This window comes from Roseovarius sp. MMSF_3350, from assembly GCF_030733425.1.
Lineage (GTDB): Bacteria > Pseudomonadota > Alphaproteobacteria > Rhodobacterales > Rhodobacteraceae > Roseovarius.
Genome location: NZ_JASHIZ010000030.1, coordinates 1 through 20,551, shown reverse-complemented (window position 1 = coordinate 20,551; position 20,551 = coordinate 1). Strand labels below are relative to the sequence as shown.

Here is a 20,551-nt window from a genome sequence, read left to right as displayed (position 1 = left end):
TTAAACTTTTGTCTAGATGCTATATCCTTCGGTGTTGCACTCCTGCCAGCTTCGCAAGAACCTCCGCGCGAAGAACACGCACCTGTTTCTCGCGACTGCGATTTCGGAGAGACTGAACGCGACAGCCGCCGAGGCCGTCGATCCGCCATTGCGATTATCGTAACGGGATGAAAACGCGTATGATCTCCGACACGCCCAGGCCGTCCGGCAAGCCGGAGTTCAGCATGCGCCCGGTGATCCAGACGATCGCGCGCATGATCGCGACGGATCGCCGACCGTCCCTGCTGGCCAGCGACAGCGGCAAGGTGCTCCTTGCCAACCCGCCCGCGCAGCGGCTCGGCCTCAACCAGGCGACACTCCGGGAAAAGCTCGATTGGACCACCCTGTGCACCCAGGCCCACCGCGCCGGCAGCACCGCCGCCTCGCTCTCGCTCGGCACGATGGAGCTTGAGGGTGAGGTGGTGCATATCTCCCTCGGCGCGCGCGACGGCTACCTGCTGCGCCTGGCCGAGAACGACCACGAGGCGTCCTGGCTGCGCAACCGGTCCCGCTCGGCCACCCTGTTGCGCGTCGCACACGACCTGCGCACCCCGATACAGTCGCTCCTGGCGACCGCCGAAAAGATGATCGAGACCGAGCACGCCACCGAAGCGGAAAGGAAACGGGACCGCGACCAGCTCCGGCACTCCTCCGAGGTGGCGCTCGATCACATCAGCAACGTGCTCGGCGTCATTCGCGGCGACCAGAGCCTCGCAGGCATCCGCCCCGACGAGACCTTCAACATCACCGAGGAACTCAGGTCGATGCTCGTGGTGATCGGCCCGATCGCCCGGCAGCGCGACGTCGAACTGAAACTGCGGCTCGACCCGCACGAGGATATCTGGGTCCACGGCCCGGTTCAGTTCGTGCGCGCCCTGTTCCAGAACGTGATCGACAACGCGGCCAAACACGGTGGCAGCGAGGTCGAGATTATCCTGACCTGCCGCGCCCTGCCCTCGGCCGACGGCACTCAGGACAGCCTCAGGATATCTCTCGTCGTCAAGGATCTCGGCGGCGGGCTCCCGGACGATCAGAAGGCGCGCCTGTACGAGGCCCTGGGCCAGACCAGGTCACTCGGTCGTGCCACCGCGCCCCGGCCCGACCGACCTTCGGCCGGCCTGAATGTACTGGCCCACGCCCTGCGTCAGCTTGGCGGAAAGCTCGACCTCGAAGACCGCCACGCCGGGGACGACCCGGCCGGTGCGGTGATCGGCACCGTGATCGAAGTCACGATTCCCCTGCTCCAGGGCAAAAGAGACATCCCCCCCGAGGCCACGGCGTACCACGGCGGGGCCCCAGAAGGGGACTTGTCCGGCATCGGCATCATCCTGGTCGAGGACAGCCCCTCCAGCCGCGACTGGATCGGACAGGTCCTCAGGAGCGCGGGCGCCCGGGTCTGGGCGGCGGGAAACGGGGCCGAGGCGCTGTCGCTGCTGGACAGCCCGGACGTGCGCGACAGGCTGAACCTCATCATCACCGACATGACCTTGCCCTACATGACCGGTGTCGAATTCGCACATCGCGCCCGCAACGCGATCAGCACGCCTTGGACCGGCCCGATCATCGCGCTCACCGCGCATGTCGGCCAGAAGATCGTCGACGCCTGTCACGCCGGCGGCATCGAGAAAGTCATCGAGAAACCCGTGCGCCCCGCCATCCTGCGCGAAGTCATCCTGAACGTGCTCGATTCGACCCGCGCGGATGACGCCGCGGCGGCCCCCGCGGCCCCGACGCCGGCCAGCGCACCGCAGGCGCCGCCGGGCCCGCTCAACAGCTACGTCGTCAACGACCTGCTTGAGCAGTTCGGGAAATCCGGTGCCATCTCCTTCATGCAACGCGCCCTGAACGAGGCTTCCGATGTGCTGTCCCGCCTGCGCGACGACGGCATCGGCCAGGATACGGGCCGCATGTTGCACGCGGCCACCGGCGCGTGTACGCTTACGGGGCTGGCAACGGTCGAGAAGGGATTGCGCGCGGTCGAGCTGGCACTGGAAAGCCAACAATCAATCGAACCGGGCGTCCACCAGCTGGAAGCTGCCGTACAAGAAACGCAACACGCCCTTGAACGGCTCGACTGAGGCTCTTGAGCAACGCAATGTCGCAAAAATCGCACACCTTTGTTTTTCGCGCGTGATCTTCTTTATGCAGCATTAGTTTTTGTTTTAGACGTCTCCGCCATCTTGCCGGATGGCACATCAATGATGCCGAAGGGCAACCAACTGCGCAGAGGAAAAACGCGTGACGACAGCTGCATCATCTGGAAGTTTCCAGGCGTCGGTCATTCGTGTGCTGATTGCCGACGACCATGCCCTGGTGCTCGAGATGTTCGAGCATTTCTTTTCCAACCTGCCCGATTTCGAGGTCACAACCGCCCCCGATCTCGACACGGCCCTGTCGATCATCGCCAGTGAAGGTCCGTTCGATCTGGTTCTCGTCGACCTCAACATGCCTGGTATGAACGGCACATCGGGGCTCGCCCGCGCGATGGAGGCGAACAGCGGCCGCCCGACCGGCCTTCTCACCAGTGATCCTGCCGCGCAGGTGATCTCCGAAATCCTCCAGATGGGCAGCTCCGGCGTGATCCTCAAGACCGCGTCGCTCAAGGACCTGGCCAACGAAATCCGCTTCATGGCGGCGGGGGGCCGGTACGTTCCGGTGGAACTGATCGATCAGCAGCGGCTCAAGTCGCGCGGCACCACCAAGGCCCCGCTTTCCGACCGCGAGATGGACGTTCTCGGCCTTCTGACCGAGGGCCGCCCGAACCGCGAGATCGCCGAGGCGCTGTCGCTGGCCGAGGCGACGGTCAAGATGCACGTCAAGTCGATCTGCACCAAGCTGGGCGCCAGCAACCGCACGCAGGCGGTCATCGTGGCGCGGGACATGAACTACATCTGACGGGTGGCGCCCCCCGCGTGCGGCCGGCTTGCGTCCAGCGCCATCAGCGTGCCGGCGATCGCCCCGGCATCGGGGGCCGCCGGCAACGTCCGGTCGCACAGCCCCAGCGACATCAAAACCGAGTCGCCCTCGACCATCTCGCTCTTTATCCCGACGATGCGGATATCCGGATACATGCGGCGGATCTGCAGGCAGATGTCGGCGGCATCCTCGGGAAAGCCGAAGAAATCCTCGTCGACGATCAACACGTCCAGCGGCGCCTGGCACTTTCGCAAAAGGCCCATCGCGCGGTCCGAATCCTCCCCGCGCAACAGCCACATCCGAAACCCCTGTCCGGGCCGGCTCAGCTCATAGGGCAGATGGTCCCAGTCGAGAAAGGCCAGGACCCGCCGCTCCTCCCGCGGGGCCTGTCCGGCGACGGGTATCGCGGTTTCCATTTCGAAATTGTACAGCAGCATGAAACATCCCCTTCGTAAATCTCTGTCATGAACCCCACGCAACGTCTTGGGCCGCCCCTGAACCAACCCGGGAAATCCAGTCGACAGGTGTCGATGTCCGCCTGTTCCTCCGATCGGTACACGCAGAAATGGCAGCGTCCCGATTGACACGCAGCAGCCCGATGACATCCGCGCGCAGGCAGCACGCGCGCTCCATCTCGTCTTCGGTGCGGTGAAAAATGCGGTCGGCAAGACTGGGCGCCGAAGAGGGCCCGTAATTCGCCCGAGCGGATCGAAGCCATTTCATCCTGATACCAACATCCCCTGCGGCGTCGGAACGAACCGAAACCAGATATAAAAAGGTCCGGACGTCGCGTAAAACGGCAGCTTTCCTGACGCCCCGGATTACATACTTTTTATAATATAGGCATTCTTTTGCCCAGTATTTTTATCACTTTGTCAGTCTTTTGTATGTAACTCCGATGACGCCAAACCTGCTCCTCCTTGCAAAAGCCCTGTAAACAAAGGCTCCGATACCGCGCTCGGTCCAAGTGTCATGCTTGCCGCCCCACGGGCTCCGCACCCCGGCAAAGCGAACGGCGCGCTGCATTTCCTGCGCGCACGCGTGCTGGCAACACCTTGAAAACCCAGATGATTCGCCCAGCAGGCCACGATCCCCGCGGCGGCTCGCGCGCACTCAGAAATTCGTGGTCAGGCTCAGGCCGAACAGCTGTTCCTTGTCGCCCGGTTCCTTCTCGATCGGCACGGCGACGAAAACCGAAACAGGCGTCTTGCCCACTTCGAACGATACCGACACCCCGACGGAACTGCGCTTGTGAAAACTGTCGTCGATCGAGCCGCCCAGCGTATCATCGAGGTCCCAGACCCCACCGGTCTGCCAGAACAGCCCCCCGATCAGCGGCGCCTCGAATATGTCCTCCAGGTTCCGCTGCAGTTCTATGGTCGACACCAGGTAATTCTGTCCGCCCAGCGCAGCCCCCTGGTCGCGCGGGCCGATTCCCCGCGGCGCGAAGCCGCGAAACCCGTTCGCGCCCGACGCGAACCGGTCGATGGCGCGGCTGGGATTGCTGCCCAGGCTCGAAACCGTTCCCGCATCCAGGCCAAACACCAGGCGCATCCTCGATGACAGCGGCACATAAGACCGTGTCACCAGCCTGAAATCGGAAAGACGGTCACTGGTCCCGAGGTTCCAGAAGTAATGGTCCAGCCCCACGCTGTATTCCATGGAGGACCACCCGGTATCTTCCGCGGTCATAGAACTGTGCTCCAGGCCCAGCCGCAGATAGGGCGCCTCGATGCCCGAGGTCCGCTCCTTCAGCAACAGCGCGCTGGTCGCCGGCGCCACGTCGTACAGCCGGTGATCGCGGTATCCCAGCCCGGCCTCGAACCGTGTCGCCTCGTTCGGCGTCCAGGCAAGATAGGCCTCCGCCTGGTAGGTTTCCTGCGAAAAGGCGTGGTCGTCATAGGACGTGTCTTCCCACCCGGCCTTGAAACCAAGGTCGATGGAATCGCCGAAGACGTCCACGCGATACAGCTGCCCCAGCACCCGATTGACGTCTTCGTTCACCTCCACGCGGGCCGACCCGTAGGTGTCGGGAAACAGGTTGTACCGCTCAAAGAACAGGCCCGCGATCAGCCCGTCATCCGATGCATAGGCGATGGATCCCTCGATCCGTCCGGGGCGCGTGTTCAGCTCCTCGACCTCGATCACCAGCGTGTCCCCCTCTGGGACCAGCGCGACACTCTCGAACACGCCCGTCGACATCAGGCATTCCTCGATCGCCCGCAACTCCAGCTCCAGGTAAGGCACGTTCGGCACCGCGCCACAGGTATCCTTTATATCCTGTTCGGGGATGAACTCCGCGCCGCGTACCTCGACCCGCTCGAACGTCCGGACCGATTGCGCGAACGCCGCTGGCGCCGGCGACATACCACAAACAAAAAGCATGGCGAAACAAAGGTTTACCCCCGGGAGTCGCCGGGAAGAAACGATTTCTGGCGGCAGCATATTCTTCTTTCTTTCCAGTAAACCGTTGCGTGGCCGCGCCCCCCGCGTCACGCTCCGGCCTGCCCCTTTCGGAGCGTCTATCTCAATCTAGCACGGGTCAGCGGCCGCGTCAGGTAACTCAGGATGGAACGTTTCCCGCTTTCGATATCGACCTGGGCGACCATGCCCGGACGAATCGCGTATTCCTCGCCAAAGCTCTTCAGATAGCTGCTCTCGGTGCGCACCATCACCCGATAGAAATCCTGCATCCCCTGCGCCGTCTCTTCCTCGACCGTATCCTCGGAAATCTGCTCGACCACGCCCAGCAGGTCGCCATAGGTCGCGAAATCATAGGCCGTGATCTTGACGCTCGCCGGCATTCCCGGCGCGACAAAGGCCACGTCCTGCGGCTTGACCTTGGTCTCGATCAGCAACTGGTCGTCGGTCGGGGTGATCTCCATGATCGGCTCGCCCGGCTGCACGACGCCGCCCAGCGTGGTGATCTTGATGTTGTTCACCCGCCCCGACACCGGCGACTTGATTTCCGTCCGCTGGAACTCGTCGCGCTTTTGGATCAGGTCCTGCCGCAAGGTCGTCAGCTTGGCGCGCCGCGTTGCAAGATCCTTGTAGGCTTCCTGCACATAGGCGTTGCGCACCTCGTTGATCTTCCCGTCCAGTTCGGCCTTTTGCTGGCGCAGCTGCAACAGGTCGATCTGGCTGACCGAGCCGCCGGCCGCCAGCGGGCTGGTGATGTCGATCTGGCTCTGGACCGTCTCGCGCTCCTCCTCCAGCGACGCCAGCGAGGCGTCCAGCTTCTTGCGCCGCGCCTCGAACAGGCGCAATTCGGTGGCCTCGGTCTCGGTCGGGTTCGGCCCGAAATCCAGTTCCGGCACTTCCAGAACCTCCGACTCCAGCCGCTTGACCTCCGCCGTCAGCGCGGTGATCTCGGCCTGGGTCGAGTTGAAGGCCGTCTCCGACCGCGTCGGATCAAGCCGCGCGATCAGCTGGCCCTCCTCCACCATGTCGCCTTCGCTGACATGCAGTTCCGCCAGGATACCGCCCTCCAGGCTCTGGATCGACTGCAACCGCCGCAAGGGGACGACACGTCCATCGCCGCGCGTGATCTCGTTGATCTCGGCCATCGCCGCCCAGGCCACGGCGATGATCAGCGACAGAACCACAGTGCGGATCACCCAGCGCGCCCGCCGCAGCGTCTGACGACGATAGGTGCCGTCCAGATGGCTCGTGGTTTCCAGCTCCGCGTGGCTCATGTCACCGCCTGCACCGGTTTCTTCTGTGCCGTGTTGGCGCGCGCCGCGTTCAGGATCTGCAACAGGTCACCGTCACGCGCGACCCTGCCGTCCTTGAGAACAAGCGCCCGTTCCGTCAGCCCCAACAGCTCGCGCTTGTGCGTCGCGATGATCGCCGTGCGCCCCTTCAGCCACTCCTTCAGATAGCTGATCACTTTCGCTTCGGTCACGTGGTCGAAGGCCGAGGTCGGCTCGTCCAGCAACACCACCCTGGGGTCCTGCAGCAGCACGCGGGCCAGCCCGATGGACTGCCGCTGACCGCCCGAGACATTCGCGTTGCTCTGGATTTGCAGGTCGAGACCCCGCACATGCTGCCGCACGAACGTGCCAAGCCCCACAGCGTCAAGCGCCTCCAGCAATTCCGCGTCGGAATGCAGCCCGTGATCCAGCAGCAGGTTTTCCCGCAACGTCCCCTGGAACAGGGCGACGCTCTGCGGCAGATAGCCGATCTGGCGCCGCCGGTCGATCGGGTCGATCTGGCTCATCGCAAGGTTGTCCACCAGCACACTGCCCGCCTGCGGATCGGTCAGCCCGGCCAGCAGCCGCAACAGCGTTGACTTGCCCGCCCCGTTCCCGCCCAGCATCGCGATGCGTTCTCCGGCGCCAATCTTCAGTTCGGGAATGGCCAGAACTGGCGGTGCCTGCGGATCGTGCCGGAACACCACATCCTGGATCTGGTAATCGCCCTTCATGTCCGTGGCGCGCACGAAATGCCGGTCCGTCGGCCGCTCCACGGGCAGCTTCATGATCTCGTTCAGCCCTTCCATCGCTGCACGCACCTGCTGCCATTTCGCCAGCAGCCCGGCCACCTGCCCCATCGGGGACATCGCGCGCGTCGACAACAGCGTACAGGCGATCAGGCTGCCCACGGTCAGTTCCCCGGCGCCGATCAGGTACACCCCGACGATCACCACGCCCGCATAGGCCAGCCGCTGCACCGTGCTGACCAGCTGCGTCATCAGCGCGGTCAGGTTGCGAGTCTTGACTGCCGTGGTCGCCATGGTGGCCGTCAGTTGTGCGTGCGACCGCTGCAGCCGTCCTTCGGCGCGCGCCGCCTTGACCGTCTCCAGGTTCGTGATCGTCTCCAGCAGCAGGCCGTTCAGCGCCGCCGCCTCCCGCGTGTTCTCGCGCGAGGCGTTGGCCAGTTTCTTCTGCATCAGCAGCCCGGGCAGCACCGTCAGGATCACGCCCGCCAGCACCACCAGCGCGATGGGTCCGCCGATGAACCAGATCACGCCAAGAAAGATGATCACGAACGGCAGGTCGCAAATCGCCGTGACGGTGTTCGAGGTAAAGAATTCCCGAACCGTGCCGAAATCCCGCACTTGGTTGGCAAACACCCCGGTCGAGGCCGGCTGGTTTATCAGCCGCATGTTCGCGACCTTGTCGAAAAGCTGCGCCGACAGACGCAGGTCCAGGTCCCGTCCCGACACGTCCACCAGCGACGACCGCATCAGGCGCAGGATCAGCTCCAGAACGATGGCGATTCCGACACCGCTGGCCAGGATCCAAAGCGTATCCATCGCGTTGTTGGGCACCACGCGGTCATAAACCTGCATCGAGAACAGCGCCGTGGCCACCGCAAGGATATTGGCCGCCATCGAGGCGATCATCACGTCGCGATAGATCCACCAGTTCTCCCAGACCGGCCCCGTCAACCAGTGCCCGCGTCCTTCTTTCTTGCCATCCAGGCGGCCCGACACGATGTCGATGGGTTTCGAGATCAGGACCCTGTCGTCGCGCAGCCGGTCCAGTTCCTCGGCGGTCCAGACCGCCCTGCCACCGCCGGATTCCGGCAACAGCACCTTGGCCCGACCCTCCTTGTAGGCCTCCACGATGACCGTGCGGCCGTTCTTCAGGAACGCCAGCACCGGAAAGCTGTGCTCCGGCAGCGACTGCAGCGGTTCGCGCGTCGTCCGGCAGCTCATGTTCGCCCGTCTCAGCGCCAGCGGCGCCAGGTCCGCGGACAACTGGCTGCCCGCCTCCCGCGGAAGCCCCTCGGTCAGCTGAGCCGAGGAGGTCGTGACGCCCTGGATCCTGCACAGCTGCAACAGCCCCAATACAAGCGGATCATGCAATTCCGCATCAGTCATCGCGTTTTCCCCGTGTCTTCCCGTCGTCATCTTACCGTGCCCGCCGACAGCATCGTGCCAAGGACACCAAGGTCCCTGGCGGACTCGTACTCGGTCCTCTTTCTCTCGTCATAGGTATCGATCTCGTCGATCTGCGCGTCGTAAAGGTCACGCCCCGTGGTCAGCAGGTCCAGAATCTCGCGCTGTCCCGCGATGAACTGCTCTTCGTACGAGGCCAGCACCTTTTCCGATTCCACCAGCTGCGCCGCTTTCGAGCGTTCGCTCGTCCGCAACAGTTGCAGCCGCTCCAGCGCGGTTGTCGTGGCGTTCAGCAACTCGCGCTCCACCCCGCGCATCGACGCCTTCGCGCCTTCCACCTCCAGCCGCGCGCTCTGGATCTGCCGCTGGCCGAAGCCGCGCGAATTCAGATCGACCCCGGCCGAGATTCCAAGCGCGGTCTGCGTGTCACCGCCATTCAGATCCGCGCGTCCCTGCGCCTGCAGGTTGATGGTGGGAAAGCGCTGCGCCTTCGCGGTATCGATCCCCGCCTCGGCCTCGGCCACCTCCGCCCGGGCGGCGGTGTATTCCGGCGCGATCCGGATGGCGGCGCGGATCTTCTCGACTGACCCGTAATGCTGCGCAAACCCGATCGCGGGCGGCCTGCGCACATCGCCCAGCGGCCGGCCCACCAGATATTCCAACTGCGCCAGCGCGATCTGCCGGTTAGCCAAGAGCTGCGACATCTGCTCTTCCGCCCTGGCGATCTCCAGCCGGGCGCGCGCCACCTCGCTGTTGTCGCCGACACCGCCCCTGGCACGGTCCTGCGCCTGTCCTGCCAGGCGGCGGGAAAAGCTCATGTATTCCCGGGTATAGGCAATCTTGCGATCCAGCACCTCGACATCGAGGAAATATCCCGCGATCTCGAAGGACAGGTCCTCCACCGCCATCTTCAGGTCGGCCATCGCCTGCACCCGCACCTGCGAGGCCTGCTCGATCTCCGCCTTCGTCTTGCCCCAGTCGAAAAGCAGCTGCGTGACGCTCAGCACCAGGCCGGGCCCGTCGCTGGCGGTCGTACTGGTTTCACCGGACAGGCTGATCGCGGGGAAATAGGCGTCGCGCGCGGCGTCGATATCCACGCTCTTTATCGCGACCTCCTGCCGCAGCGCCTCGACGCCCGGATCCGTCTGCGCGGCCAGCAGAACCGCCTCCTGCAGCGACATCTGCGCCCGCACCGGGCTGGCAATGGCAAGAATGAAAAGGAAAGACAGGGCAATGGCCGCAACCGGCCAGTTCAAAGCATCGAAGGCAGCCGCGGCGGAACGGGCCCGGTCATTGCTTTCGAAAGCGCACCCCCTACGAAATGACAGCTCGCGCTGCTTGCTCATCCCACGACACCACTGGGGCCGGCCCTGTAAAAGGACGGCACCTCCCTGATATTCAACCCCCACGCTTAATCAAGATACACAATTCAACCGCAAGTAAAAGATCTCTTACAGCCGAAAGCATTGCAAGGAACAATTACCACCAAATTGGATGTAGTGCACTATCCTATTTAGTCTCAATAGCCTGCAACGCTGTGGTTGTGTTCTATTAGACGCTATCGTCCTGGGACGAGAACAGATCATCCAACAGCGAACTGTCCGCATTCATGCCACCGGCAGCGTCGCCAAACAGGCCGCCGATATCTGCCAGCAGACCGCCAACCTGCGAATCTGCGCCATCGGCATCCGCATCGCCCAGCAGCGCCCCGATCACGTCGCCGTCCCCACCGGTGACATCCGCGCTCGAAGGCCCGAGGATCTCGCTCAGCAGGTCATCGACCTCGCCATCGGCCAGCAGGTCACCGCCCGTCCCGACCAATGTGCCGGTCAGACTGCTGTCCCCGACCAGACCGGCGAAAAGGTCGTCAAAGCCGTCGATCTCGCTTTCGGGAACCTCGACGCCGAACGCGTCGTCGTCCCCAAGAAGCCCGGTCAGGACATCGTCCATCCCGTCAACGGGAAGGCCCCCGCCAAACTGCGTCAGGTTCTCCGCAAGGTCCGCGGCCATGTCATCGCCCGCTCCGACAAGGGTATCGAGAAATCCGTCATCCCCCGACTCCTCCAGGTCATCGAACGAATCTGCACCTGTTTCCGGATCCGTGCCCGTTTCGGGCCGGGGCTCAGACTGTTCAGGCTCCGAGCCGTTCGCGTCAGGCGCACCTGACACAGAATCATCCGCCGACGCGGACTCCACGCTGCCGGTATCACCGGCACCGGTCACTACCGCGTTGTTCTGAGCACCACCGCCGCCGGCAACAATACCCGACAGGCCGCCGATCAGCCCGCCGCCGCCTGTCAGCGATCCCAGCAGGCCGCTGGCGCTACCACCGGAATCACCGTCATCCGCAGCGGTATCATCATCGTCGCCGCCCGCCCCAAGAAGGCCGCCCACAAGGCCGTCGTCACCCAGCAAACCACCCACCGGGCCGTCGTCACCCAGCAAACTGCCCACCGGGCTATCTTCACCCAGCACGCCGCCCACAAGGCCATCATCACCCAGCACACCGTCCACCAGGCCGTCATCACCAAGCATACTGCCCACCGGGCCGTCGTCACCCAGCACGCCGCCCGCAAGGCCATCTTCACCTAGCACACCGTCTACAAGGCCATCATCACCCAGCACGCCGCCCACAAGGCCGTCATCGCCAAGCACGCCACCCAGCAAACCGTCGGACCCGGAGCTATCACCTGCCGAATCATTGTCGCCGCTGCCGCCCAGCCCAATTAGCCCGCCCAGCGCGCTGTCGCCCCCGAGCACGCCGCCCAGCAACCCGTCGGACCCGAGCAGATCACCCACCACCGGAATATCTCCGACGATCTCGTCCACCAGGCCGTCGTCACCGATCAGGTCCCCGACGAGCCCCGGCACGACACCGTCCTGGCCCAGCAGGTCATCGACCGCGCCACCGCCAAGCACCGGGCTCAGGATACCGTCCAGCACGCCCTCGTCTCCGAGCAGCGGGTCCAGCAGGTCGTCCACGACCCCATCCTCGCCAAGGATATCCGTGACCAAACCCTCGTCGCCGAGCACGACATCGACAACGCCACCAAGATAGCCGTCCTCGCCCAGCAGGCCCTCAAGCACGTCGAGGTCCAGCAGGCCATTGTCGCCGATGATCGTATCGATCACATCATCGATGACACTGCCCTCGCCAAGCAGGCTGTCCAGGACACCGCCATCGCCGGCAATCGCGCCCAACAGGCCGTCGACAACGCCGTCTTCCCCCAGCACCGGGTCAAGCACGGGGTCGAGGACCGGCCCCAACAGGCCATCCTCGCCATCCTCGGAATCGATCTCGACATAAACTTTCGGTGCCTCGGTCGGCGCCTGGGCGCGCGGGATGAGCGTCTCTGCGTCCTCGCCTTCCGCCAGCATGGCCGCGGCGGACGCAGCTGCCGCACCGGCATCCTCGATTTCCGACGTGCCCCCCGAAGCCACGACAGCTCCGGCCGGCGGAAGCTCCGCAACCTCGACCGGCGGCTCCGCCTCCGTCTCCTTTAAGGTCACTCCCGAAGACGCCTGCGCCATTACCTGCACATCGGGCACCTCGGACGCGGCCTCGGCCTCGGCCTCCTCGACCGTAAAGATCTGACGCTCCTCGGTGCGGACCGCCTCGTCCTGCACCACCGCCTCGCCGCTTTCGGTGGCACGCGCCTCCGCGCGACCGCTCTGCAGGACCAGGCCCATGCCGATGGCGCTGGACGCCGCTCCGTTCAGGCCGGACCGGGGCCCCTGCCGATCGGAGTCAGGCACGCTCGCAGAGAGAGACGGCGCGCCGTTCTCTCCGGTGTGATCCACCGATTCGTGCCTACCCTTCTTCGCCACCACGCCCTCGGGCCTCCAAGTGATCCTGTAGTGTCTGCAGCCACTTACCTGCAAACCCGACAAGGAACTTCATCCAAAAGCAGATAGACCTGCCACAAACCTATACCAGTTGTCATTATACAACTAATTACGGCACTGGGAAGCATAAGTTAGTATATGAGGCCCATACATTCGACAAATTCGCGCGCCGGCCGCACCTGGACCGTCACATCGCCACACCGCGCAACGCCGCGCGACGCCTGGGCGGTCGTGTGAACGCATGTACGCGGAGCCTGTCTTTAGCTGTCGATGGCCCGCATACATCCTTTAGCATGTATCCACATCCTGAACAGCCCTCGATCCGAGTTTGGCCTCCGACGAAAGGGCGCCTGTTCAGCAAGGAAAAGGGCCGTTCAGCCTTTGCCGACCGGTGCGGCGTGAGGCCGATCGGAGACCTCGTCCGTGAGACGCGGCGCACCTTTTTCGTCGCAGAAAGTGAGCTTATTGCTACGGCAAAGTTTGATGGCGGAGACGAAGTCCGCATAACATAATGAAACTAATATCAATAAGCACTAAGGGACGAATTGATTAAAGTATTTAAAGACAGTATTTTAAGGCTGCACTTATCAATAGACATCAATAGACATCAATGGACAGAAACTCATACTTTAGTGCCCAATTAGTGCTGAAAGAGCCATTTCCGCCCATATGGACGAAGGAACCGTGACTTGCACAACACCAGTAGCCCGCGCTCCGCTCCGCCGATCTCCAGGCCCGCAGCCATGCAGGCATACAAACTACCGCAGTTCACTGACGCGATAGTTATTCGCTTGGGATATATGTACGCCCCCGACCGCACTACTCCAATGCGTGGGGATAACATTTTTTGCCGTGCGAAAATTGACCCGTGCGTGCGTCCAGTCTATCCGCGCCACATGCAGGGGAGGCTTTGACAATGGCAAAGACACTGAACCGGCTGACGGCTAACGAAATCAAGGCGGCGCATTCTGGCGCAAACCTGAATGATGGCGGCGGGTTGTTTTACCGTGCGGACAAGACACCCGGCAGTGGCCAGTGGAAATTCCGCTTTACGTCCCGCGACCCTGATTTTGTCGCTCGACAGGCTGCGAAGGGCAGTGCGACCCGGCAGCGAGACATGGGGCTGGGAACCTATCCGACGACATCGCTGGCGTCAGCCAGGGCGAAGGTTGCGCCGCTGCGCGCTGCCGTGGACGCAGGCCATGACCCGATCGAAGACGCTCGGCGGGACGCGAAAGCGGCGGAGCGGGAAGCCGCGGACGCGGCGCGCGTCCGTGCCGCCGAAGAAATGACCTTCGGTCGGTATGCGGACGAGCTTTTTCTTCCTGTGATGCTGCCCCGCTTTACAAACGCAGCCCACATTCAGCAGTGGCGGGCCACCTTCGCCACCCACGCGAGGGAGCTGAGGGACAAGCCCCTGGCCCATATAACGCGCGAAGATATCCTGGCCGTCCTTCTGCCAATATGGGAGACCAAGAACGTCACGGCTGCCCGGAGCCGTGAGCGGATCGAACGTTTGTTCAGCCACGCGATCCAGAACGGCTACTTCACCGGCGACAACCCGGCGACCTGGACACAATTCGACCATACGCTCACACCCCCCAAGAAGCTGACGCGGGGCCACCACACGTCCATTCCGCACGGGCAGATTACTGATTTCCTGTCCGTGGTGCGGTCCCGGCAGGGGGGCGGCGTCACGGCGCTCATGCTCGAATGGATTGCCCTTGCCGCCTGCCGGACGGGCGAGGCTCGGTTTGCAGTCTGGGATGAAATCGACCTTGAACAGAAAGTGTGGACCATCCCGGCGGCGCGGATGAAGATGCGACGGGATCATGTCGTGCCGATCACTGGGCGGATGTTCGAGATTCTGGAAGAGGCCCAAAGGCACGGCTCCGTCTTTGGCAGCACGAAGCGCCATGTCTTCCTGAACGGCAAAGGGCACCCTTTGTCGGAAATGGCTGCACTGATGTTCATGCGCCGCTTGCAGGGGTTCGAGAAATACACAGTGCATGGCCTGCGGGCTACCTTCAAAGGATGGGCCGCCACGGAAACGGACTTTCCCCGCGAGTTGATTGAAGAGCAACTCGCGCACCAGTTGGGCGCGGTTGAGCGGGCCTATATGCGTCTGTCTGCCGTAGAGCGCCGCAGACCCATGATGGAGGCTTGGGCTGCCTACTGTGCCGGCGAGGACGCTGGAGCAGACACGGGCAACGCCGTGGCAGTATCGACCGGCAGTGGCCAATAGGATGACCGATAAAACCTTGGGTGAGATATTGACTGGCGATACCCGCCGCGAAGACCTGCATCGCGCGTTGGACGAAATTCTTGATGCGCAGGTCGAAGATGGCGGGGCTTTGGACGCTCCAGCATTCTGGACGTTCGTGGCCTCGCTTGCTGACGGGAGCGGCATCCCCGCCGAGATAGAGGAAGGCGCGGCGCTTTTGCTTGCTGAGCATCGCGTTCCCGACACACCTGAAGACCTTTGGCAGGCGTGGCAATGGGCGGTGTTGGTCAAGCTGCTGCAACGGCTCGAAGCCCCAGCCAAAGTCGGATTGGAAGGCAGCATCTTGCCTGAAAGTTTCATGCCTGCTGCACTCAAAGCCATAGCGATCAACCGTATTCAAAACGGGGGCGAGGGTGCTGATATTGACCTCTTGGCGATGAACACCAGCTGGCGCGGGACTGAGCAGGCAATGATCCGGACTGCGCGGGGGCTTCTCACGCGCCATGTGCTCGAACAGGCAATTCTTAACAACCGGTCGGAGGATGAGACAAGGAGGCGCATCTTTCCGGGCGACCTGCCGAACAGGACATGGACGGGTTGGAAACGCGAAACGGCGGAGCAAAAGGGGTTTGACGAGATCGAGCCTTATCGCGCTTCGCTCCGCGCGGCTCTCGAAGCGGGCGAAGAGGCGCTTTCCTTACCAGCAGAGCAAGTAGCGGAAATCTGGAGGCTGGCCTATCGGCCCAACCCAATTAGGCGGGATTAGGCGGTGAAATCTCAAAACGACCCCCCAATACGAATGCGGCGCAATCCTTCATGTTCACTTCATCTGCCTTAGCAAATGGAGTTAAACAATGAAAAACCCAGCAGACGCCACGGAAAAGCCTACCGCGCCCCTCGAACCCCTCACTATCCGCCCCGGCGAGCTCGCCGCCCGCATGGGGGTCTCGCTCGCTTGGATCAACCAACTGCGGAACCATCCCAATCCTGAAGTACGCTTGCCGCGTTCGTTCAAAATTGGCCGCGCAGTCTTCTGGCGCATCGAAGACGTGAACGAGTGGTTGGACCGCCAAGCTAGGCGCAACGCCGCCTGATCCGCCCATACGGCAACCTGAACAATCAATGAAAAAAGACCGTCAGCCGGGCATGGGCGACGGTCTTGGAAAGCGAGCTTTCTATGCTTCAAGAAACTATCAACTCTCCCGTCATCGATCAAGCTGACAGCGCGGTGGAATGGAACACTCCGTGGTTGACCGTTCTGTCAGATGCAAAGCACGCGGGCCTTGTGGCGCCTGACACTGCCGAGAGTATCAACGTGCGTGCTGCGATTGGCATTTTGTCCGGCACTGCGCTTGCAGACGGGATCATCAAGGCCATTTCCGACGGCTCCGCTGCCAGGATGGCGCTGGACGCGATTGCACCGGCTTTCGCCCCCGGCGACGTGATCGAATTGCGGACCTTGTGCCCGGTTGGGGGCGCACCCGAAAGCCTGTGTGGGCGGCTGGACGATTGCGCTGAGCGTAAAGCCCTCGAGGAGTTCGTCCGCCAGAACAACGGATGCCGGAACCTCTATGTGGGTCTTAACCCGCGCCGCGCGGACATGGCGGGAACCACGCAATCCGGCAAGGCGCTGGATGTAGTTGCGCGCCGTGCAATGGTGCTGGACATGGACTACAAGGACGCGCCGGACGTGGACGCGGATTGGTCGCGGACGGTGGACGCTCTGGGCACCGAGGCTGACCCGGCGATGGTCCTGAACACCGGCAATGGCGTCCAGGTCTGGCTTCCCATTGAGCCTCAGGCCGACGCGGACATGGACGCGAACACGGTTCAGATGCGGGATGCAATGCAGCGCATCGGGTCTGACAACATGTCCGATGCGCCGCGTATCGTTCGCTTGCCGTTCACCGTCAACTTGCCGACCCCTAGCAAGCGCAAGCGGGGTTGTGTGCCCGTTTTGGCGCAGCCTCGGACGAAGAACGCCTCCGCGAAACCCCGCCCGGCGGCGGACGTGTGCGGCGCAGTGGAAGCTGTTGTGGCGCGGCTCGGCCTCCCCGGCAAGCGGACTAAGGGGGGAAATGGATCTGCCAAGCGCGCCGCCGGGTCCGAAAATCACTACGGTGCGACGGGCGAGCGCAAGACTGGAAACCCCGCGCCCAGCGCGGAGATCTTGCGCATGGCGCTTGATCTTCTGCCCAACGACGCGGGCCATTTTGATGACCGGGACGATTGGCTGCTCGTCGGCTTTGCTGTCAAGGGTGCAGCGGTGCAGGGGGGCATCGAAGCCGAGGGCCGCAAAATCTGGCTGGATTGGTCAGACCGTTGGCTTGAAGGTGTCCCTGACCGCGACTTGCAGGCATGGGATAGCTTCAAAGCCCCCGGAACGGGCTGGGGAACGCTGATGCGGATGTTGGAGCAAGTGAACCCCGCAGGGCATGGCGAGGTCAGGACCGCAGAAGCCCGGTTGGCTTTTGAGGTGCAAGCAAAGCCCCTGCAAGCGGTGGGCTCCGCCTCTCTGACAAGGGCAGTTCCGCCCCGGGAATGGCTCTACGGCTGGAGTGTGGTGCGCGGTATGGTGTCGATGATTGTCGCACCTGGTGGCACCGGCAAGTCGGCGTTGGCGATGGTGGAAGCGCTGGCAATGGTGACTGGCCGGGAATTGCTTGCAGGTGACGCACCCCGCGGCGGCGGCAAGCATCGCGTCTGGTATCACAACGCAGAGGATGGCGGTGATGAAAACTACCGCCGTTTGAAGGCCGCAATGCTCAAACACGGGATCACTGACGGCGAACTGGGCGACCGGCTGTTCATGACCTCCGGACGCGACCTGCCGTTCAAGCTGGCGCAGAGCGGACGGCAGGGAGCAGAGATTGACCGCGGCGTGGTGGAAGGCATCATTGCCCGGATTACTGAGCTGCAGATTGACGCTCTGGTGCTCGATCCGCTTGGTGCACTCCACACCCTGTCCGAGAACTCCAACGAGGAAGCCAACTTGCTGATGGGTGCGCTGCGGGAAATCGCAGAGCGCACGGGCGTCGCGATCATCCTGGTTCATCATACCGGCAAAGCTGCGGCACAGGACATGGCCGCTGCGGGGGCTGGTGCATCCCGCGGAGCGTCCGCGTTCGTGGACGCCGCGCGGTCCGTACGGCAGGTGGCGAGGATGAGCCGCGCAGAAACAGCAAAGCTGAGCATTCCGAGTGAAGAGGCATGGCGCTACGTCCGGGTGGACAACGGCAAGGCCAACCTTGCCCCGGCAGAAGGGGCAAGGTGGCTTCGGCTCGTGAGCGTCTCTCTGGGAAATAGCACCTCGAAATACCCAGATGGGGATTACGTTCAGACCGTCGAGCGCTGGCAGCCGCCTACCGCCGCTGAAAAGGGCAAGGTGACCGCTGCCGAAATGAAAGATATCCAGGACGCGCTGGACGCAGCCACGGCAGATGCGCGCCGCACCAGTGTTAAGTCGCGCGGTTGGGTCGGTTACCTGATTGCCGACGTGCTTGCCAAACCGATTGATCCCAGCGGCACGGGCAGGGACGACCGGACGCCTGAGCAGGAATTTGCACGCCGCGAGGTCCAAGCAATTATCGAAGCTGGAAAGAAAAACGGCCTTCTGATCGTGCAGGATGAAAAATGCGCTGACCGCCACAAGCACCCTTGCGTCGCAGCTGGCGAAAGGGCGAGCCCTGAGGCCGCAGACAGCGCGGACGTGTCCGATGATTGAGCGCGGCAACACCAATTTGCTTCCCGCAGTGAGGGGCTGGGGCGCTGCGGAGCCTGGCTGCTATCTCCGCATTCACCTCCGCAAAGCTCCGCAGATTGAGTGTTTGTCTAACCTGCAGCGGGGTGGTGTCTACCCAAAGACACCCCCTGCGGAGGTAGCAATACACCCTAGGGAAATCGAACTTCCTCCGCACATTTTGGGGCCAATTTTGTCTAGGGTCTCATGCCCCCCTGCCGGGACAACTTGCCTCCGCACTTAGCGCCGCAAATCCCATCTATCTCGCGCCTACCTGCGCAGCCCAATCCACCTTCAACAACTCGAAAAGGACCACATCATGACTTACGCCGCCGATTGGATGGATCAGATCCACCGCACCTTCGAGCGTCATCCCGAACATCAGTTTGAACTGACTGACATTCCGATTGCCGCCCTTTTGGGCGTCGCCGCCGCCGGATGGATCGTCGGCATGGCGTCAGCGCCTTCGCTCCGCAATCCTGCAAGGCCCATCATTCCGCCGGGCTGTGATGCAATCACCTGCATCGTGCGCCGGGCAGACAGCGCAGAGGGTCGCCTCCTGCCGGGAGTGTTCCTGATGGATGGCGCACCCCCCTCCGGCGTTTCCGTTCGGTCGCGCTGAGCAGCTCTTCCATGTTGGCCCAACGCTTCCGCAGAACGGCTTTCTGGAAGTTATTGAGGTTCTTCGTCTTCTTCTCGAACCAGGCGTCAATAGCGGCTGGGCTCGTCATGCGCTGCGGCACGTCGCGCGCCTCATATTTCAGGTCGAGCACGACCTTGTCCCGGACCGCTTCCTGGAACTTGTAGGTGTGGATGTAGGTGCCGAAGACCTCGCGCGTGGTCTGCCGATCCTTCCGCAGCAGCGGGGTTCCGGTGAAACCGACGAAGATGGCGCCCTCGAGCCAGCGCTTCATCTGCTTGTTCATGTCGCCACCCTGGGTGCGGTGGCACTCGTCCACGAACACGTAGAACCGGCCGGTGACGTTCGGGGGCGGCCCAGACAGATCGGTCGTGTCGAACTTGTGGATCAGCGCGCAGATCAGCCGGGGGGACTTCGCGGCCAGCCAGCTCACGAACTCATCGCGCCGTGTCACCCGCGGCGATGGCGCATCGGCAGCGACCACGCCCGCGTTGCGCTTGACGATCTCGCGCGGCTGCGAGCCCGCAACCCAACCGGTCGCGGCGATGACATAGGAATCGTCCTGCAGCGCCTCGGCCCAGTAGTCCATCAGGTGCTGGTACACATCGTAGGGGTCGACGAGCGGGACGGATTGGAAGGCGGCCAGCAGGTCCTCCGAAATCGCCTCGATCAGCTCCTTCGGCTGGTCCCCCGGCACGAAGGCGCGGCATGCCGCATCCGCCCGTCCCCGCCATCCCGTGAAGGTCGCGGCGGCAGAGGCGGTGAAGGTCCGGAATTCCGCATGTTCCTCGATGGCAGATTTCACCTCGGCAATCGGGCGGGTCAGCGAGAGGTATCCCGGACGGAGGTCTTCGAAGAGCTCGCCGCGCAGCGATGGCATGACCTTCCACCAGCTGTCCAACGCGTCGATGTCCCGTTTCGGGATGCCGCCCTGCAGGTGCGCGTCGATGTCGTGGATGTCCTCGGCTTCCGAGGTGTCGATGTAGCGCGCCAGGTTCAGGTTGAAGGCGTTGCGCGGGTCGCTTTGCTGGATGTGCCCTCCAAGAGCCGCAGGTCAGCTTTGGGCCGTTGTCGACGTTTACCAGGGAAGAGTAGAAAGATAAAATTCGCGGCGGATTGCGTGAAGGCTGCCATAGCAGGTTAGCAGCCTCAGCGATTGAATCACTGAAGCAAGTGCCAAGGAAAGCGTGCCATACTTGACCATCCTGTCAAAAAGCTCCGGAACAAAGCATTTTGCCGAGCGCGCCTACAGAGAAATCCTAGACTCGCGTGGGTGAGGCCGGGGGGGGGGGAGAAGGCAGT

At 63.0% G+C, this 20,551-nt stretch carries 13 protein-coding genes; 6 read left to right on the top strand and 7 right to left on the bottom strand.

Annotated features, from left to right (window positions below; genetic code table 11):
- The first annotated feature begins 167 nt into the window (after nucleotides 1–167).
- A complete protein-coding gene (locus RBB31_RS19800; RefSeq protein WP_306130979.1) occupies nucleotides 168–2,117 on the top strand; it encodes a hybrid sensor histidine kinase/response regulator in 1,950 nt (649 codons plus the stop codon).
- 160 nt (nucleotides 2,118–2,277) lie between these two features.
- Nucleotides 2,278–2,934: a response regulator transcription factor gene (locus RBB31_RS19795; protein WP_306130978.1), complete on the top strand. Its 657-nt coding sequence runs from the start codon at nucleotides 2,278–2,280 to the stop codon at nucleotides 2,932–2,934.
- On the opposite strand, the gene RBB31_RS19790 is transcribed toward RBB31_RS19795, so the two are convergent.
- The 6 genes from RBB31_RS19790 to RBB31_RS19765 form a co-directional block, all read right to left on the bottom strand.
- A complete protein-coding gene (locus RBB31_RS19790; RefSeq protein ID WP_306130977.1) occupies nucleotides 2,925–3,392 on the bottom strand; it encodes a hypothetical protein in 468 nt (155 codons plus the stop codon). The two genes, RBB31_RS19795 and RBB31_RS19790, sit on opposite strands and share 10 nt — an antisense overlap.
- Before the next feature lie 676 nt (nucleotides 3,393–4,068).
- Nucleotides 4,069–5,322, bottom strand: coding sequence for a BamA/TamA family outer membrane protein (locus RBB31_RS19785; RefSeq protein ID WP_306130976.1), 1,254 nt, complete (start codon nucleotides 5,320–5,322; stop codon nucleotides 4,069–4,071).
- Nucleotides 5,323–5,477: 155 nt separating this feature from the next.
- The gene (locus RBB31_RS19780; RefSeq protein WP_306130975.1) at nucleotides 5,478–6,650 is read right to left on the bottom strand and encodes an HlyD family type I secretion periplasmic adaptor subunit; all 1,173 of its coding nucleotides are present in this window, start codon (nucleotides 6,648–6,650) and stop codon (nucleotides 5,478–5,480) included.
- A complete protein-coding gene (locus RBB31_RS19775; protein WP_306130974.1) occupies nucleotides 6,647–8,782 on the bottom strand; it encodes a type I secretion system permease/ATPase in 2,136 nt (711 codons plus the stop codon). The genes RBB31_RS19780 and RBB31_RS19775 overlap by 4 nt, the downstream gene beginning before the upstream one ends.
- Nucleotides 8,783–8,808: 26 nt before the next feature.
- Nucleotides 8,809–10,146, bottom strand: coding sequence for a TolC family protein (locus tag RBB31_RS19770; RefSeq protein ID WP_306130973.1), 1,338 nt, complete (start codon nucleotides 10,144–10,146; stop codon nucleotides 8,809–8,811).
- Between the two features lie 205 nt (nucleotides 10,147–10,351).
- The gene (locus RBB31_RS19765; protein WP_306130972.1) at nucleotides 10,352–12,556 is read right to left on the bottom strand and encodes a hypothetical protein; all 2,205 of its coding nucleotides are present in this window, start codon (nucleotides 12,554–12,556) and stop codon (nucleotides 10,352–10,354) included.
- Nucleotides 12,557–13,562: 1,006 nt separating this feature from the next.
- On the opposite strand from RBB31_RS19765, the gene RBB31_RS19760 reads away from it, so the two are divergent.
- The 4 genes from RBB31_RS19760 (at nucleotide 13,563) to RBB31_RS19745 (ending at nucleotide 18,594) form a co-directional block, all read left to right on the top strand.
- Nucleotides 13,563–14,891, top strand: coding sequence for a site-specific integrase (locus RBB31_RS19760; RefSeq protein WP_306130971.1), 1,329 nt, complete (start codon nucleotides 13,563–13,565; stop codon nucleotides 14,889–14,891).
- 1 nt (nucleotide 14,892) lies between these two features.
- The gene (locus tag RBB31_RS19755) at nucleotides 14,893–15,636 is read left to right on the top strand and encodes a hypothetical protein (protein ID WP_306130970.1); all 744 of its coding nucleotides are present in this window, start codon (nucleotides 14,893–14,895) and stop codon (nucleotides 15,634–15,636) included.
- 88 nt (nucleotides 15,637–15,724) lie between these two features.
- Nucleotides 15,725–15,964: an AlpA family transcriptional regulator gene (locus RBB31_RS19750; RefSeq protein WP_306130969.1), complete on the top strand. Its 240-nt coding sequence runs from the start codon at nucleotides 15,725–15,727 to the stop codon at nucleotides 15,962–15,964.
- 83 nt (nucleotides 15,965–16,047) lie between these two features.
- Complete coding sequence (locus tag RBB31_RS19745) at nucleotides 16,048–18,594, top strand: AAA family ATPase (protein WP_306130968.1); 2,547 nt, start codon at nucleotides 16,048–16,050, stop codon at nucleotides 18,592–18,594.
- Nucleotides 18,595–19,124: 530 nt separating this feature from the next.
- Here RBB31_RS19745 and RBB31_RS19740 read toward each other — a convergent pair.
- Nucleotides 19,125–20,129, bottom strand: coding sequence for a hypothetical protein (locus tag RBB31_RS19740; RefSeq protein ID WP_306130967.1), 1,005 nt, complete (start codon nucleotides 20,127–20,129; stop codon nucleotides 19,125–19,127).
- Nucleotides 20,130–20,551 lie beyond the last annotated feature (422 nt).